The organism is Ruegeria sp. CDSC068 (assembly GCF_059610545.1).
On record NZ_JBXWNV010000003.1, the window covers coordinates 45,315 to 62,592 of the forward strand.

15 protein-coding genes are annotated in these 17,278 nt (G+C 57.3%); 5 read left to right on the plus strand and 10 right to left on the minus strand.

The window, feature by feature from the left end; translation table 11 throughout:
* Nucleotides 1-71: 71 nt before the first annotated feature.
* From AC2FID_RS07705 to AC2FID_RS07750, 10 genes are all read right to left on the minus strand, one after another.
* Nucleotides 72-773: an ABC transporter ATP-binding protein gene (locus AC2FID_RS07705; RefSeq protein WP_282169611.1), complete on the minus strand. Its 702-nt coding sequence runs from the start codon at nucleotides 771-773 to the stop codon at nucleotides 72-74.
* On the minus strand, nucleotides 766-1,539 hold the full coding sequence (locus tag AC2FID_RS07710) for an ABC transporter ATP-binding protein (protein WP_496836187.1): 774 nt from the start codon (nucleotides 1,537-1,539) through the stop codon (nucleotides 766-768). The genes AC2FID_RS07705 and AC2FID_RS07710 overlap by 8 nt, the downstream gene beginning before the upstream one ends.
* Nucleotides 1,536-3,380 (minus strand): ABC transporter permease, encoded by a 1,845-nt coding sequence (locus AC2FID_RS07715; RefSeq protein ID WP_282119305.1) that lies wholly within the window; start codon nucleotides 3,378-3,380, stop codon nucleotides 1,536-1,538. The genes AC2FID_RS07710 and AC2FID_RS07715 overlap by 4 nt, the downstream gene beginning before the upstream one ends.
* Nucleotides 3,381-3,447: 67 nt before the next feature.
* Nucleotides 3,448-4,662: an ABC transporter substrate-binding protein gene (locus AC2FID_RS07720; protein WP_496755768.1), complete on the minus strand. Its 1,215-nt coding sequence runs from the start codon at nucleotides 4,660-4,662 to the stop codon at nucleotides 3,448-3,450.
* 88 nt (nucleotides 4,663-4,750) lie between these two features.
* The gene (locus AC2FID_RS07725; protein WP_282119307.1) at nucleotides 4,751-5,332 is read right to left on the minus strand and encodes an amino acid synthesis family protein; all 582 of its coding nucleotides are present in this window, start codon (nucleotides 5,330-5,332) and stop codon (nucleotides 4,751-4,753) included.
* On the minus strand, nucleotides 5,329-5,910 hold the full coding sequence (locus tag AC2FID_RS07730; protein WP_282119308.1) for an amino acid synthesis family protein: 582 nt from the start codon (nucleotides 5,908-5,910) through the stop codon (nucleotides 5,329-5,331). The genes AC2FID_RS07725 and AC2FID_RS07730 overlap by 4 nt, the downstream gene beginning before the upstream one ends.
* Nucleotides 5,903-6,766 carry a UPF0280 family protein gene (locus AC2FID_RS07735; RefSeq protein WP_496755771.1) on the minus strand — a complete coding sequence of 288 codons (864 nt, stop codon included), beginning with the start codon at nucleotides 6,764-6,766 and terminating at the stop codon, nucleotides 5,903-5,905. The genes AC2FID_RS07730 and AC2FID_RS07735 overlap by 8 nt, the downstream gene beginning before the upstream one ends.
* A gap of 6 nt (nucleotides 6,767-6,772) precedes the next feature.
* Entirely contained in the window at nucleotides 6,773-8,266 is a 1,494-nt protein-coding gene (locus tag AC2FID_RS07740; RefSeq protein WP_496836190.1) for a 6-hydroxynicotinate reductase, read from the minus strand.
* On the minus strand, nucleotides 8,256-11,006 hold the full coding sequence (locus tag AC2FID_RS07745; protein WP_496836191.1) for a molybdopterin-dependent oxidoreductase: 2,751 nt from the start codon (nucleotides 11,004-11,006) through the stop codon (nucleotides 8,256-8,258). The genes AC2FID_RS07740 and AC2FID_RS07745 overlap by 11 nt, the downstream gene beginning before the upstream one ends.
* Complete coding sequence (locus AC2FID_RS07750) at nucleotides 10,999-11,832, minus strand: FAD binding domain-containing protein (RefSeq protein ID WP_282119312.1); 834 nt, start codon at nucleotides 11,830-11,832, stop codon at nucleotides 10,999-11,001. Before AC2FID_RS07750 ends, AC2FID_RS07745 begins: the two co-directional genes overlap by 8 nt.
* Nucleotides 11,833-12,210: 378 nt before the next feature.
* Here AC2FID_RS07750 and AC2FID_RS07755 point away from each other — a divergent pair, with 378 nt between their 5' ends.
* From AC2FID_RS07755 to AC2FID_RS07775, 5 genes are all read left to right on the plus strand, one after another.
* Complete coding sequence (locus AC2FID_RS07755; protein WP_496836192.1) at nucleotides 12,211-13,455, plus strand: branched-chain amino acid ABC transporter substrate-binding protein; 1,245 nt, start codon at nucleotides 12,211-12,213, stop codon at nucleotides 13,453-13,455.
* 81 nt (nucleotides 13,456-13,536) lie between these two features.
* On the plus strand, nucleotides 13,537-14,493 hold the full coding sequence (locus tag AC2FID_RS07760; RefSeq protein ID WP_109311132.1) for a branched-chain amino acid ABC transporter permease: 957 nt from the start codon (nucleotides 13,537-13,539) through the stop codon (nucleotides 14,491-14,493).
* Entirely contained in the window at nucleotides 14,490-15,776 is a 1,287-nt protein-coding gene (locus AC2FID_RS07765) for a branched-chain amino acid ABC transporter permease (protein WP_496836194.1), read from the plus strand. Before AC2FID_RS07760 ends, AC2FID_RS07765 begins: the two co-directional genes overlap by 4 nt.
* Complete coding sequence (locus AC2FID_RS07770) at nucleotides 15,773-16,537, plus strand: ABC transporter ATP-binding protein (protein WP_496836195.1); 765 nt, start codon at nucleotides 15,773-15,775, stop codon at nucleotides 16,535-16,537. Before AC2FID_RS07765 ends, AC2FID_RS07770 begins: the two co-directional genes overlap by 4 nt.
* The gene (locus tag AC2FID_RS07775) at nucleotides 16,537-17,238 is read left to right on the plus strand and encodes an ABC transporter ATP-binding protein (protein WP_496724825.1); all 702 of its coding nucleotides are present in this window, start codon (nucleotides 16,537-16,539) and stop codon (nucleotides 17,236-17,238) included. Before AC2FID_RS07770 ends, AC2FID_RS07775 begins: the two co-directional genes overlap by 1 nt.
* Nucleotides 17,239-17,278: the final 40 nt, after the last annotated feature.

Sequence of the window (17,278 nt, forward strand, 5' to 3'; positions counted from 1 at the left end):
ACGGCTCCTGCCTGATTCAATTGTTCGTACTATAATAATCAAAGCCATGTCCTTCCCACAAGGCCAAGGTATTAGACGGCAAGATAGGTATTTGAAATTTCTGGGTTTTCGTCGAGGTCAATAAAGCTGCCTTCGAACCGCATTTCGCCTTTTTCGATGATATAAGCCCGGTCCGACACGATACGCGCAAAATGTAGGTTCTGTTCACTGATCAGCACCGACAGCCCCTCTCGTTTCAGTTCCGCAATCACGCGGGCCATCTGTTCAACAATGACCGGCGCAATCCCTTCTGATGGTTCGTCCAACAGGACCAGCTTGGGATTGCCCATCAATGTACGGGCAATGGTCAGCATCTGTTGTTCCCCACCCGAAAGCTGTTTGCCCAGGTTCTTGCGACGCTCAGCCAGATTTGGGAACAGCTCGAACAAGTGTTCCTGTGTCCATTCGGGTGCATCTGGACGTGGTTCGCGGCGTCCGACTTCGAGGTTTTCTTCGATGGTCAGATCTCCGAAAATCCGACGGTCTTCGGGAACATAACCCATGCCAAGGCGACAGATCGCATGAGGGGAATTCCCCTGAACCTCGCGTTCTGCATAGCGGATGGTGCCATCAATGTGGCGCACCAATCCCATGATGGACTTCATGGTGGTCGATTTGCCCGCGCCGTTCCGGCCCATCAGCGCAACCACCTCGTTTTCGCCGACGCTCAGCGAAACACCGTTGAGGATTTGCGCACGGCCGTACCAGGCCCCAAGGTTTTTGACATCAAGCATGGGCGCTCTCCGCTTCAAAGACTGAGCCACCGCCCAGATATACCTCTTGGACCAATGGGTTGGTGCGGATTTCAGACCCTGTGCCTTCGGCGATCAACTCACCCCGGTTCAGGACCAGAATACGATGGGCGTGGGCAAAAATGACGTCCATGTCATGTTCGGTGAACACCACACTCACGCCGCCTTTGGCCACGATTTCCGCGGTCAACGCCATCAGGGCTAGCCGTTCGGACGGTGCCATGCCCGCCGTCGGTTCGTCCATCAGCAGTAGGGCGGGCTCATGCGCCAGGGCAATCGCCAGTTCCAGCCTTTTTAGATCGCCATAAGCCAATTCCGAACATGCCCGTCCGGCCTGGTCCTGCATCGAGACCAGTTCCAGCAGCGCCATTGCCTCGTCCACATACATCCGCGTTGCGCGTGAAAACAGGTCAAACACCCGGCGGTGATACGAGATCAGCGCCATCTGGACATTTTCCACAACGGTCATCGACAGGAAGGTTGCCGTAATCTGGAACGTTCGACCGACACCCATACGCCATATCTTGCGCGGCGGGTGGCCGATCAGGGCCTGGCCGCGCAAGGATACGGAGCCTGTATTCGGTTTTAGGTAGCCATTCAGCATGTTGAAACATGTGGTTTTGCCCGCGCCGTTGGGACCGATCAGGGCAAGGAATTCCCCTTCCTTCAGATCGAAATTCACATCCTTCACGGCCTGCACGCCGCCAAAGGATTTGGACAGGTTACGGACTTCGAGAACGTTGGTCATGCCCGGCCTCCTTTCAGGCCGCGCAGCAGGCGCTGGACACCGCCCGCAATCCCGTCAGGTGCCACTAGGACAACGATTAGAATGATGGCCCCGAAGATAAAGCGCCAGTAGTCTAACCGCGTGACCCAATCTTCGATCAGGACAAAGGCACCGGCCCCAAGGATCGGACCCGCCAGCGCGTGAATGCCGCCCAGAAGAACCATGATCAGACCGTCGATGCTCAGCGCGATGCCGAGGCTGTCAGGAAAGACGCTGCCCTTTGAAAATGCAAAGACGACCCCGGCCAAACCGGCAAAGCCACCCGCCAGCACAAAGCCCATCCATTGATGAAACCGGGTATCGATGCCGATCGATTCAGCCCGGGTCTGGCTGTCGCGTATGCCGCGCAGGATATAGCCGAATGGAGAGAAGGCCACACGACGCAAAGCCCATATTCCGCCGATACATAGGACGAAGGCGATGTAGAAATAAACCTTGTCGGAGCTGGCCCATTTGGCAGGCCATACGCCAAGGATGCCATCATCCCCGCCGGTGAATTCCTGCCATTGGAACGTGACACCCCATAGGATCTGGGCTGCGGCCAAGGTCAACATGGCGAGGTAAACGCCCGACAGCCGGACACAGAACCAGCCGAAGAACAGCGCTGCTATGGCCGCGCAAACCGGGCCGAAAAGCATAGCCGAGATCATGCCGAGGCCAAGGAATTTGACCGCCATCGCCGCGCCATAGGCGCCAACGCCGAAATAAGCGGCGTGCCCAAAGCTGACCATGCCGCCAACACCCATCATAAAATGCAGCGATACGGCAAATAACGTCGCGACCATCACATCGACCATCAGGACCGAAGTGAAATCAGCAGTGAACAAGGGGCTAAGCGCCAGCACCAGCAGCGCGGCCATCAGCACCATTGCTGATTTCTGATCCATCAGCGCCAGTGGTTGGTCCGGTTCTTCCGGCGCGCCCTTTTCGCTGCCGGGTTTGCCGAACAAGCCATGGGGCCGGAAGATCAGGACAATCGCCATAATGACGAAGGGTAAAACGATTGAGATTTGCGGGAAGATCAGGATTGCAAAAGCGTTCAGGACCGAGATCAGAACCGCCGCTACAAACGCGCCGGACACGCTGCCCATACCGCCAATGACAACCACGACGAAAGCCTCACCGATGATGGACAGATCCATCTGCAGCGATACCGCCTCGCGCGGGATTTGCAGTGCGCCACCCAATCCAGCCAAGAACGAGCCCAATACGAATGCTGCCGAAAACAACCAGGCTTGGTTGACGCCTAGCGCCCCGACCATCTCGCGGTCTTGGGTCGCGGCACGCACCAGAACACCCCAGCGGGTTTTGTGGAACAGCAGCCAGATGGCCAGCAATACGACCGGCCCGATAGCGATCAAGGCGAGGTCATATTCGGGAATTGGTTCACCCATGATGCGAACCGCGCTATCCAATCCCGGCGCGCGCGGGCCCAAAAGGTCCTCCGCGCCCCAGATCGCCAGCGTGCCATCCTGAAAGATCAATACGACGCCAAACGTTGCGACTAGTTGGAACAGCTCAGGTGCGTGGTAAATGCGGCGCAGGATAGTGAGTTCGATGATCAGGCCGATCACCCCGACGATCATTGCCGCCAAAATGACGCTGACCCAAAAGCCAAGGATGCTGCCGCTCCAGAGTGTGACCAGTGTGTAAGCGAGATAAGCGCCGACCATGTAGAACGAGCCATGCGCAAAGTTCACGATCCGCGTGACGCCGAAGATGATCGAAAGCCCGGATGCGATCAGGAAAAGCGAGGAAGCGTTCGCCAATCCAGTCAGTAGCTGTGCAAAATAGAACCCCATCGGGCCACCGTCCCTTGTTCGTGTTCTTTTTGTGGGGCGGGGCAGCTATTGCCCCGCCTAATTCGGCTTATTCCGCCGGACGCAAGGCTGCTGCGTCGTCTTCGCTGGGCAAATAATCTGCCCCGTCGGCATAGGACCAGTCGACCATCGATGGTTTGCCGTCGACTGTCCCAGTCTTTCCGACATAGGCGCCCATCGTGGACTGATGGTCAGCCGCGCGGAAGGTGAAGGGGCCGGTTGGGCTGCTGTCGACGGTCAGGCCCTCCATCGCGGCTAGCAAGGCGTCAGTGTCTGTGGAATCGGCCTTTTCTAGTGCTGCGGCGATGGCGAGGATCGAGTTATATCCAACGATAGATCCGGTTTTGGGCGCTTCGCCGAACTTTTCGATATAGGCTTCAGCAAACGCCTTATGCTCGTCCGTTGCGATGTCGGTCGAGGGGTATCCAGTGACGATCCAACCCTCAGGAGCCTCAGCCCCCAGCGGGTCGAGGTATTCCGGTTCTCCGGTCAGCAATGATGCAACGTCGCGATCCTCGAACAGGAACCGCAGCGAACCTTCGCGAACAAATTTGGCCAGATCGCCGCCGAAGGTCACGTTGTAAATCGCATCCGGTTTCGAGGCCTCAAGCGCGCGGACGGTGGAACCCGCGTCGATTTTGAACAGCGGTGGCCATTGTTCTTCGACAAATTCTACATCGGGGCGCAATTTGGTCAGTTCGGATTTGAAGGCCTTCACCGCATCCTGCCCATAGGCGTAGTTCGGCGCGACAGTCGCCCATTTCACGGCGTCGAGCTTGGCGGCCTGTTCGGCCAGCATCGCGGCCTGCATATGGGTCGAGGGGCGAAGACGATAGGTGTATTTGTTGCCTTTGGACCAGACGATCGCGTCGGACAGGGGCTCTGACGCGATGAACAGGACTTCTTTCTGCTTGGCAAAATCGGAAACGGCCAGACCGATATTGGACAGGAAGGTGCCAAAGATCAGAACTGCACCGTCTTTTGAGACCAGTTCCTCGGCGATCCGGATTGCGGTGGCTGGATCACCGGTATCATCCCGGCTGATCACTTCCAGTTGCTTGCCGTCGATCCCGCCTGCGGCGTTGATCTGTTCGACCGCCAGTTGCCAACCTTTCTTGTAGGGCTCAGTAAAGGCGGGCAGACGGGTATAGCTGTTCACCTCACCCAAAACGATTGAGTCCTGGGCCAGACTGACCCCAACCGTCAAACTGGTGAAGGGTAGCGCCGCAAGCGCGCCCAGTACCGTGCGTCTGATCAGATTCATTTCGAATTCCTCCCAATGATCATTGTTCACGGCCAGTTATCCCGGCTTCTTAATGTGTTGTCAGCCCTAAAGAGCGCAGCTGCTACATTCAGCGCAGCCCGTCTTTGCCTTCTGCCTCCTCATTCGTCAGTCCGCCTACACGCGGCAGCGGTCGTCCGCTGTCGGTGACCGCAACTGCCACCATGATCTCATTCGCACGGGGCGCGTCGTTCAACTGCACTTCGATGCCGTCAAAATGGCTGCGCACATAGGCCGCGTCCTTGTGACCAAGCGGTACGTCCAGTACCTGCCCAGGGCTGCCCATCTTCTTCGAAGAAGGAACCAAGGCAGCGCCCTTTTCGACCTCTTTGCGCAGTGGCGCGCCCAGTTTGGGGTGCAGGATGGCGGCGGCATGTTCCAGCTCGCCATTCTCACCGACCATCGCCGATTTGCCGTAGCTTTCGGCCTGTTCCGGTGTGATGCCAAGGGCCTCGACGCAGCGGCGACCCAGCAAAGCGCCCAACTCAGCCCCAGTTTCCATCAGGGGTGTCAGATCCTCGACATATTGCCCGGCAAAGGGGTTTTCGATCACGGCCACGGCCACCGCCTTGCGCGTGGCGGGCGAGATCGGTCGCCCTGCCTCGATATGGGTTTCTTCAACGTTGACTGCGATTTTGCGGATCTTTGTCATCTTAGGCCGTCCTCTCCTTTGATGTCCCAGGCCTCAAGCCCACCCGAGCGCGAATGCACCCGCGGCCCGGTTGTCATGACCAGCGAGAAAGCCAGCTCGCCTGCGCGCGGGGCGTCATTGCAACCCACCTCCATGCTGTCGAAATGGCTGCGCACATATGAGGCGTTGATATGCGTGATCGGCACATCCAGTCGCGCACCCACGCCACCGACTTTTTTGGATGAGGGCACAATCGCGTTTGCCGTGCCTAGCAACTGGCGCATCGCATAGCCGCCGGGGGCGTGCCACAGAGCGCCGTGTTCCAGCTCGCCGCCTTCACCAACCAAAGAACCTTTGCCATAGCCTTGTACGTTTTCCGGACCGCCCAGCATGTCGATCAGGGCTTGTGCCATTTCCAGACCCAGAGGTTTGAGGTCTTCCATAAAGCCCTGAATTTTGGGTTCGTACCGCCCTGCAAACGGGTTGGCGATCACGGCCATTGCGGCCACCCGCACCAGCGGTGTGTCGGACAGCGGTCCGCCTTCGTGATAGATTTCTTCAAGCGAAAACAGCTTCTTTCGCAGTTGAACGTCAGGCATATTGTGGAACCTTTTGAGTGGTTGAGATCACCAGTCGAGACGCGCCCGTCTGGCGGGAGTGGGAGCCAAGAGACAGATGGGCGGCAGAGATCAAACCGCGTCCAAGCAAGGTCTCGGCAGTATTCAGGCCGTGTGACAGGGCATCTTGAATATCTTGGGCTGAGAGTTGGCCGACAGAAACCGGAACGGGCAGGTCGCCCAAATCGCTGTCATCGCGCAGTTGATTGGCCGGAAGGCGCCGGATGGCCGGATGCCCGGGCAGATCAACCGCATTGGCGATCAGCGTCGCTGCCACATCGGCCATTGCTGCGTTGCTGGCCAACACTGTAACGCTGTCGGCGATGCCAAGGCTCAAGCTGCGCCCGCCGCGACCCGACGTGGCAATGCCGCCAATCTTGTCGCTTGCACGGATAGCAATGCGGCCCAGATCGCATCCGTTAAGCCCGCTCATTGCGATGCGATAGTCCTGACCCGAGCCCAGATAAACAGCAATATCTCCGCCATTGTTGACCAACGCGCGATCCAGAGGTGTGGCGTGAAGCATGGCCGCCAGTACTTCGTCCGCGACAGCTCCGGCAACGGCGGCCATGCGTGTAACAAACACGTTGGAATGAGGGCGCGCAGCCTCATCCATGCGGCGCGCTACCCGTCCTTGAGGGCGGGCGCATTCAGCGGTCATGGGCATTTTCAGCAACCCCAGTTCATCCACCAAGCCCTGCAGCAAGGATTGGAACCGTAACTGGGCAGCTTCGAATGCGATATCTTGCGCGCCATCTGCCTCGACGATCAGGTCGATCGGTCCGTGTTGCAGATGCAATCTGCGGCCGCAGGGCAATATGGCAGAGGTGGGGTGCATCCGGCCTTATGCTCCTTTCGCCCAGCGATAATTTTTCGAAGACATCGGGTCGGGTTGGTTTTCGAACTGATCCACCTTGCGGGTTTCGTCCGAGACAACCTCGGAAACCGGCTTGATCTCATCCATGTGTCCGCCCAGCGTGCCATAGTCGCTGACACGCATCGTGAACTCGATGGGGGCGACCAGCGCTGGTGTTGGCACGTACCCGAACGATCCGGTGGGCATGTCCAGAACGTCGACCATCACGGTGATGCCGCCGCCAGGCCAAACGTAAGCCTCGGCCCCGCCGCAGGATACAAAGGTCAGCGAGTCCTTGACCGATTTTGTCAGCCGCACCGGGTTTTCCGTGACACCTGCCCGCAGGCTGCCGCCTGCGCCGCCCATGAACAGAACCGAGCAGACCGAAGGTTCGCAGTTTTCGGCAATCAGCTCAGCAGACGCCTTCAGCGCCGGGGGAATCTCGACGGGCTGAGGTTTCAGCTCGGCATCCAGTTCAAAATAGCCATATTGCTCACCAGTGGTGGATACCATCAACAGGCTCATACCTTTACGCGCGAATTTTGGATTGAAGTCGCCCAGAATTTTTAGCGGATCCTCGATATCCGTACCGCCCCAGCCGGTGCCGGGCTCTGCGACCTGAAAATAGCGACCCGGGGTGGAACGACGACCATTGATCTTGATGCCCGTTGGTTCGACATCCAGCAGTTTGCCTGCCTGATGCTCGGACAGAACGCCGGTAATGTGGTCGTCGACCACCACCACGTCATCCACATGTTCAATCCACTGCTTGGCGAACATCCCGATTGTGGCCGAGCCGCAGCCCACCCGCATCAGTTTTTCCTCAACCCCGTTGATGATGGGCGCTTTGCCGGCCTGAACAACAACCGTGGTCTCATGTCCTTCATCACCGATCACCATCTCGACAGCTTCGCGATTGCACAGCCGAAGCAGGGCATCGCAGGTAATCCGACCTTCTTTCTTGGTGCCACCGGTCAGGTGCTCCACACCGCCCAGCGACAACATCTTGGACCCGTATTCCGAGGTCATCACATGCCCGACGGGCTCACCGTCCACGCGGACGACATCGCGCTCGTGACCAATATGGCGATCGGTGTCGATCTTCACTTTGACACCGCAATACGAGAAAATCCCCTCGGTCACGACAGTAACCATATCCACGCCTTCCACGTCCTGGCTGACGATAAAGGGCGCAGGTTTGTAGTCGGGGTAGGTCGTGCCCGCACCGACGGCGGTCACAAAGGGCCGCTTGCCTTGCACGATGTCGCCGTCCCAGTCTTCGGGGTCTTTACCGTCTTTCAGGAACGGGACAAGGCGCGTGTCCTCAGTGCTTTCGATGATCGTCAATGCATCCAAACGGACTAGGTCGCCACCATGATTGGCATAGCGGTCGCAGGCCCCGATTTTACCGTCCGCGATGTAGCACATCACCGGGCAGGCATCGCAGCGGATTTTCTCTGGTGTGGCGCGTTCAGTTGCCATCTTTCAGTTCCTTGATTGCTGCGCGCATCTTTGCAGGCGTGGCAGGACCTTGCGTCAGCCGAACGCCGCAGGCGCGATTGATTGCATTGAAAAGGGCCGGGGCCGTCGGGATCAGAACGTGCTCTCCCAGTCCCTTGGCACCGTAGGGGCCGTGGGCATCCTCTTCCTCGATGATGAGGGTTTCGATCGGGGGGATGTCTCCAATGGTCGGGATCAGATAGTCGTGCAGGTTCTCGGTAAGGCCGGGCAGGTATTCTTCCATCAGCGCCATGCCAAGACCCTGCGCGATACCGCCCTGCACCTGACCCTCGACCAGCATCGGGTTAATCGCTTTGCCGACGTCATGGGCGGCCACGAATTTGATCGGTTTCACCGTGCCAAGTTTTGTGTCCACCTCGACAACAGCCAGATGCGCAGCATAACCAAACTGAGCATAAGGTATCCCTTGACCGTTTTCGTCCAACGGTTTTGTGGGCGGGTCATAGGTTTCTTCGGAACGCAGAACATACCCTTCGGCGTCCGGTTCCAGCGTGGTCAGGTCGATCGTGTGCTGCTGTCCGTTATCATCCACAGCAATTGCGCCTGCGTTCAGGGTGATCACAGCATCAGGCCCGGCGTTCACGCGGGACAGAATCTGCGCCCGCATCGCTTCGCCCGACAGACGTGAAGCGCTGCCAGAGACATAGGTCTGACGTGAGGCCGAAGTTTTGCCCGCGTCTGGCGTGACATCCGTATCGGCCCCGATGATTTCGATCTGCGCAACCGGGACACCAAGCGCCGTGGCAAAGATCTGCGTGATGACGGTGTTTGCCCCTTGGCCGATATCCATCGCTCCTTGGTGCAGGACCACACTGCCATCTGACCGGATACCCGATTTGATCGTCGACGGGTTGGGCAACGAAGTGTTGCCGCACCCGTACCAGCCTGCCGCCAGCCCAACGCCGCGCATCAAGGTATTGTTTTGTTCGTTGTGTGCCTGAGCTGCTTTGTTTTCTTCAGCCCACGCGGGACGCAGCGCTTCGAGGCAGGCGCGAATGCCAACACCCTGATCGAAGACCTGCCCGCAAACGGTGGGGACCCCATTTTCCAGCGCATTGTTGATGCGGAAATCAAGCGCGTCGATGCCTAGCTTGTCCGCCAACTCGTCGAACAGGCATTCCTGCGCGATGGCTGATTGTGGAACGCCAAAGCCGCGGAATGCGCCCGATGGCGGGCAATGCGTATGGATGCCTTTGGCTTCGGCGCAGTAGTCGGTGATTTTGTACGGCCCCGAGGCATGAACAGGAACCCGATTGGCCACGGTCGGACCCCAGCTGGCATAGGCGCCTGTGTTGAACAGCCCATCAAAAGTCATCCCACTGATACGACCGTCTTTAGTTGCCCCGATCTTGACCCGCAGGTCGGAAGGGTGGCGTTTGGTGGTGGACTGCATGGACTCGGTCCGCGAGTACGTCAGTCGCACCGGTTTGCCGGTTTTGAGCGCGGCAAGAGCCAGATAAGGCTGCACCGAGATATCGAGTTTTGAACCGAACCCGCCGCCGACCCCGGTCGGGGCAATACGGATCTGACCGCGCGGCATCCCCAGGATGATCTCCAGCGCGTCTAGGTCCATCACCGGAGCTTGCGTGCAGGCATGGACTTCGACCCGCCCGTTCACGATCTCGGCGAACCCGGCCTCAGGCTCAATATAACCATGTTCGACAAAGCCCGAGCGGAAATGGCCTTCGACCACAACATCTGCGTTGGCCAACGCGGTTTCTGGGGTTCCGCATTTCACGAAACCGGCGCACATAACGTTTCCGTCGCGATCTGGGTGCAGCTGCGCGGCTTGGGGCGTCATGGCGTCCAGTGAATCCAACGCGGGGGGTCTTTCTTCCCACGTTACCGGAAAATCCGCTGGGTCGAAGGTTGCCAGAACCTCGGGCAGGCCAATGATGGCGGCGACAGCCTCACCACGGAACCGAGCCTCGGATTCCGCGAATACAGGTTGGTCGGCAAAGTCGGGAATAACGCCAAAGTTGTTGCGCCCGGGAATGTCGGCCGCAGTCAGGACTGCTTCGATCCCAGGGGTCTTATTGGCCCAAGTGTCCAGATCGCCAAGTGTAAATCCGGCACGGTGATAGGGGGAACGGATGACACAGATTTCTAACGTACCTGCCGGGGCAACATCATCGCCAAAAAGTTCTGTGCCTGTAACCTTGTCGTGCCCATCTACGCGCCAGATGGCGTCGCCCGCATGTCCCAGTGTTGCTTCTGGCAAAGCAGGCGCACCGGCGGCAACAACGGCATCGATAATCTTGCGATACCCGGTGCAGCGGCACAAAACGCCGCCTAGGGCATCCTGGACCTGCTCATTGTTTGGCTCAGGTGTCTCGCGCAGCAATGCGACGGCAGCAGTCATCATGCCCGGCGTGCAGATACCGCACTGCGCCGCACCGTGGTTTTGAAAGCTTTCTGCCAGACGTTTGGCAGTCTGGTCATCTTGCGTCAGCCCGGACACCGTTTCCACAGACCGCCCAGCAGCCTGTTGCGCCGGAACCAGGCAGGCACAGACCGGATCACCATCGACCAGAACGGTGCAAGCACCGCAGTCGCCGGCATTGCATCCGATCTTGACGTCGCGTGCTGACAGCCGCTCGCGCAGCATTTCCGACAGGCGCTCACCCACGCGCGGCACCGCGCTGACGGGGTGGCCATTCAGGGTGAATTCGGTCGTGATTTCATCAGCGCGTTTATCCATGATGTTGTCCCGCCTCTGCGATTGCCCGGACACATTGTTCTGTCACAGAGTCCAGTCGGAATGCGGCGTCCCCGCGGACGTCATCAATGGGGCTAAGCGGTGCCAAATGCTCTGATGAAACTTCAACCGTTTCAGGGGATTTCCCGATCAAATCGGCTTCGAGCTGTACCAGCCTTTGTGCCACGGCTGACGCAGCCCCCACGGCGACGCGCGCATAGTTGATCCGGCGGTTTTCATCGAGGCCGATGATGACAGAAGTCATCGTGATCGAGATCACAAGGTATCGTCGCGCGCCGAGTTTTTCGAAATGTCCAACAGTCCCTTTGGGCGGATCGGGCAGGTAGATCGCCGTCACAATCTCATCGCCGGACAGCGCCGTTTTGCGCACGCCAGTGATGAACTTTGACAGCGGAACCTCGCGAAAGCCACGGGCCGAGCCAAGCTCAACGCTAGCCTCCAGCGTCAGCAGCGGTGGCACGCCGTCAGCGGCAGGCGAGGCATTGCACAGGTTCCCTGCAATCGTGCCGCTGTTCTGGATCTGCAGGCTACCGACTTCCCGCGCTGCCATTTGCAGGCCCCTAAATGCTACGGGCAAATTGGCCCCGGCAATGTCTGTCCAGCTTGTTGTGGCTCCGATTCTCCAACGGTCATCCACAAGTTGGATGCCCGAAAGACCATTGATGCGTGTGACGTCCAATATGTCGGTGTGCAGCTCATGACGCTGCCGGGATGGGAAAAAGTCAGTGCCGCCAGCGACAACCGTCAGATCATTGCTGGTCAGCAAGTCAAATGCATCATCGAGCGTGTTGGGAGAGAGATACCGCAAAGTGTCTATCCTGATGAGAAATTTCTCGTTAGTACACAAATGATATTACGCGAACAAAAAAAATGTCAACGATTTGTTTGGGCCAATTTTGTTTATCATGAGCGCGGGCAGAAGATTGGATCACGGATATTCAGTCGATTGATCATTCCCCTTATTTTCAAAGCTAATTGAGGAGCAGTCACTCTAGTCGCGATAAAATTGGGCGATGTGACGGCGCAATGCCGATTTTGTTTCACGAATGTCCAGAAGTTCCAAATTCGGTCAGTAATTCGTTGACACACTAACAAACAGTCATGAATATAGTGATCGATCACTCACCCAGATGTGGATCTTACAACGGGCTGAAACCTACCGCCTGGTGTCAATAGGGAGGAAGAAATGAACAAGTTCAATTTGATGATGGCGACCGCACTTGCTGCTGGTCTTGTTGCAGGGGCCGCTGCGGCACAGGAAAAAGTACGGATCGCCTTCATTGATCCGCTATCCGGGCCATTTGCGACGACGGGCACACAAGGCCTGGCGATCTATCGCCACAGCGTCAAAGAGCTGGTGAACGAACCTGGCGCGCTGTTGGATGGGAATGCCGAATTCGAGATGGTGCCTTTCGACAATAAGATCAGCGCAAAGGAATCGCTCATCCAGTTGCAGGTTGCCATGGATCAGGGCATTCGCATCATCGCTCAGGGCGCATCATCCGGTGTGGCGAACGCGCTGACCGAAGCCGTTGCCAAGCACAATCGTCGCAATCCTGATGATCCGGTTATCTTCCTCAACCACTCGGCCGTTGACCCGGCGTTGACCAATGACAAGTGTCAGTTCTGGCATTTCCGCTTTGACGCCAATGCTGACATCAAAATGGACGCGTTGACCGATGACATTGCAGCCAACCCGGATATTAAAAAAGTCTATGTGATCGGTCAGGACTATTCGTTCGGTAAGGCTGTTGCTGCGGCCGCTCAGCGTTTCCTTCAGGAAAAGCGCCCCGATATTGAGATTGTCGGGAACGAGTTGCACCCAATCGGCAAAGTCAAAGACTTCACGCCCTACGCGCGCAAGATTGTTGGTTCGGGGGCAGATGCCGTGATCACAGGTAACTGGGGTGGCGACATGGTTGGTTTGGGCAAGGCGGTCATGGGTGCTGGTTTCGACAAGCCGATCTACACCTACTATGGCGCGACTTCGGGCATCACCGCGGCCTTTGGTGAAGAAGGCGACGGAATCGTCAAGCTGGTCGGTGCAGGTCAGGTAAATCCGGCCCCGACACCAGAAGCGCAGGAGTTCATCGAGGCCTTCTATGTAAGCTTCCCGGATCTGGACTTTGGTCAACCTCAGATGGCGAATGTCGCACCGATGCTGGCAGCCGCGATCAACGAAGTTGGCAACGCCACGGATATCAAGGCGATCGCCTACGCGCTGGAAGGCATGGAATACGACAGTATTGTCACTGGCAAGACCGTGATGCGTGAAAGCGATCACCAGACGATCCAAACCGTGACCGTGCAGGGCCAGACACCCGAGGTCGCTTTTGAATACGACAAGTCTGGCCGCGGTATGGTTGCAGAAACTGTTGTCGAAATGGCGTCCAATGACTCGTCCACCACATGCGAGATGAAGCGCCCATAAGCCTCTAACCACTCTGGTGGTCCGTCTGAAATTCGGGCGGGCTACCAGGCTGCCACTCAATAATATGCAGGGAGACACGTAATGGCGCTGTTCCTCGTGAACGTGTTGGATGGATTTGTGACTGGTTTGTTGCTGTTCATGCTATGCAGCGGTTTGACACTGATCTTTTCCATGATGGGCGTTCTGAACTTTGCTCATGCCAGTTTTTACATGCTGGGTGCTTATTTCGCCTATCAGATCAGCCTCGTCACCGGGTTCTGGGTCGGCTTGCTTGTCGCGCCATTGATTGTCGGTTTGATCGGGGCTCTGATCGAGCGATACGGGTTAAGGCGAGTTCACAAATACGGGCATGTGCCAGAACTGATCTTTACCTTTGGTCTTGCGCTGCTGATTGAAGAAACGATTCAATTCTTCTGGGGCAAAAGTCAGCTTCCATTCTCGGAACCTGCCGCGCTGGATTTTGCAGCTTTCGCTATCGCTGGAAATGCTTTTCCTGCCTACAAGGTTTTCATGATCGCCGTTGCGATGGGGATCTTCCTGACGCTGCTATACATTCTGACCAAAACCCGTATCGGCATGACCATTCAGGCCGCGCTCAGCTATCCCGAAACCGTGCAGAATCTGGGTCACAACGTACCGCTGGTCTTTATGTGCGTGTTTGGCGTGGGAACCGCGATGGCCGGTCTGGCTGGCGTCATCGCCGGTCCGGTTCTGGGCGTTTTCCCAGGCATGGCCTTGCAGCTTGGTTCGATCGTTTTTGTGACCATTGTGATCGGCGGTCTGGGTTCGCTTTGGGGCGCCTTGGTTGCATCCCTGATTATTGGCTGGCTTCAGACCTTTGCCACCGCCTATGACGTCACGGCCGAACAAGTGCTGACCGCGATAGGCTTTACCAAGCCAGAGATGATCTGGGATCATCCGCTGCAGGACCTGTGGACACTGACGCTGCCTCAGCTTGGCCCGATCTTGCCATACCTGCTGATGATCATCGTTCTTGTTCTGCGCCCGCAAGGTCTCATGGGGAACCGTGAATCATGAGTATCGCCAGTAAGACGCCCTTAACTGCGGGGACTACCCGGCTGATATCGCTATCGAACATGATGCCTTGGGCTTTTGCCGCTCTGTTCCTGTTGTGCCTGCCATTTGTGTTCCAGTCCAGTTCGGCGCTGACGATCATGAACCAGATGGCGATCACCATCGTCTTCGCGCTGAGCTACAACATGTTGCTGGGGCAGGGTGGTATGCTGTCCTTTGGTCATGCGGTCTATATGGGTCTTGGCGGGTTCTTCGCCATGCACGTGATGAACATGGTCGAGGACGGGCTGTGGTTGCCTTTGCCGTTTCTTCCGATTGTCGGAGGCTTGTTCGGCATGGTCTTCGCCTTCCTGATCGGTAGTTTTTCGACCCGTCGGGCAGGCACTGTATTCGCTATGATCTCGCTTGGTGTCGGAGAGCTGATCGCCGCCTGTTCCGTCATCATCGTCGTGTTCTTTGGCGGCGAAGAAGGCATCTCGGGCGACCGGACCATGGGTCCGCCAGTGTTCGGATATGAATTCCTTACACAGCAAGAGGTCTATTACCTTACAGTCGTGTGGCTTTTGGTGGCAGCACTGCTGATGTATCTGTTCTCGCTCACGCCGATCGGGCGGATCGCCAACGCAGTACGCGACAACGAAGAACGCGCCGAGTTTCTGGGGTATTCCCAGCGCAATATTCGCTGGATTTCCTTCTGTGCTTCGGGCTTTTTTGCCGGTGTTGCCGGGTCGTTGTTCGCGATCAATTTTGAGATTCTGACCGAGGAAAACCTGAACCTTGCGACGTCAGGCTCGATCCTGCTGATCACCTTCATTGGTGGTGCCGGCTTCTTTGTCGGGCCGATTATCGGGGCGGTCGTGTTCACCTTGCTTCAAACGGTTCTTGGCCTGCATACCGAATTATGGGCGTTGTATCTGGGCATATTGTTCGTGGCCTGTGTGATGTTCTTCCCGTCTGGTTTTGCCGGGTTGATCGCGATGCATCGACGCCCGCTCGCCTTGGGTAAACTGAAATTGCTGATCAAGCCGTATCTCAAGGTGGCAATCCCTGCGATCACGAGTGTCTTGTCCCTGGCCGCCATTTTGGAAATCCTTTTCCACAAGCGCCACGGATACGGTGGCGATCACGAGATGCATCTCTATGGTATTGCCTTTGACAGTGGCGGCTATCAGGCCGTGGCGTTTGCAGTAATCATCGCCGCGATCTCACTATTCCTTGTGTCCCGCGTTTTGCCGGAAATCCGTGACGCCTGGGACAATGCGAACCATGCGGAGGATCGGGCATGAGCGCTCCTGCTATTGAGCTGAAAAACCTCGAAAAAAGCTTTGGTCTTGCCAGGATTATTCAGGGTGTGAACCTGCAGATCGCCAAGGGTGAACGCCACGCGGTCATTGGGCCAAACGGGGCCGGGAAATCGACCCTGTTCAACCTGATCACCGGGCGGTTCGCGCCGACCTCAGGTGGGGTGTTCCTGCACGGTGAGGATGTCACCGGATTGAAACCGTTCGAGATCAACCGCCGCGGCCTTAGTCGGTCGTTCCAGATCACCAACATCTTTCCCAACATGACGGTTTTCGAAAACATTCGGTGCGGGTTGTTGTGGACAATGGGCTATCGCTATTCGTTTTGGCATATGATTGGCCAGCAGCAGGACGTGACCGAAAAGGCCGAGGGCATTCTGGCACAAATCAATCTGACCTCGCGCCGGAATGAACTGGCGGGCACGCTGGCCTACGCCGAGCAGCGCGCGCTTGAAATCGGGATCACGATCGCAGGTGGGGCGGATGTCATACTGTTGGACGAACCCTGCGCCGGGATGAGTCATTCGGAAACTGACCTGATCGTCGACCTGATCCGCAACGTGACCGAGGATAAGACGCTTTTGATTGTCGAACACGACATGGGCGTGATTTTCGATTTGGCTGACAAAATCTCGGTCCTTGTATATGGCGAAGTGATCGAATCCGACACGCCGGACGTAGTGCGCGCATCGGCGAAAGTGAAAGAAGCCTATCTGGGCGCAAGTTTGGAAGAGGAGGCGGTGTAATGCTTCAGGTCACCGACTTGCACGCATATTACGGAAAAAGTCACATTCTTCAGGGGGTGAACCTTGAAGTGGGCGAGGGCGAAATCGTCTCGCTGCTGGGGCGCAACGGGGTTGGGCGATCAACCACCTGCAAGGCGATCATGGGCGAGGTCGCGCCTCATGGGTCAATCAAGTTCCGCGGCCAGGAGATCGCTGGCCGCAAGAGCTTTGAGATTGCCAAGGCCGGGATTGGCTACGTGCCCGAAAACCGGGATATCTTTCCCGGTCTCACAACGCGCCAAAACCTGATATTGGGGCTGAAGCCGGGCCAAAAGGACGGCGATGGCCGCTGGTGTATCGAGGATATGTTCGAGATGTTTCCCAACCTGCGCAACCGTGCGGATGTGGATGCCTCAGTTATGTCGGGCGGCGAAAAGCAAATGCTGACGATCTGCCGTGCCTTGATGGGCAACCCCGATTTCATCATGATCGACGAGCCAACCGAAGGCCTGGCCCCGAAGATTGTTGAGCAGGTAGGGGATCTGCTGCTGCAGATTGCCGAGCGTGGCGTCTCGATCCTGTTGGTCGAGCAAAAGCTGACCATCGCTTTGCGTGTGACCAACCGGGTTTACGTCATGGGTCACGGGCACATGGTTTACGAAGGCACCCCGCAGGCATTGCGCGAAAATGACGAAATCCGGAAGGAATGGCTGGAGGTCTGAGGTATCGCCGCAGGCATCTTGCTCATAACAAGCCGCGCTG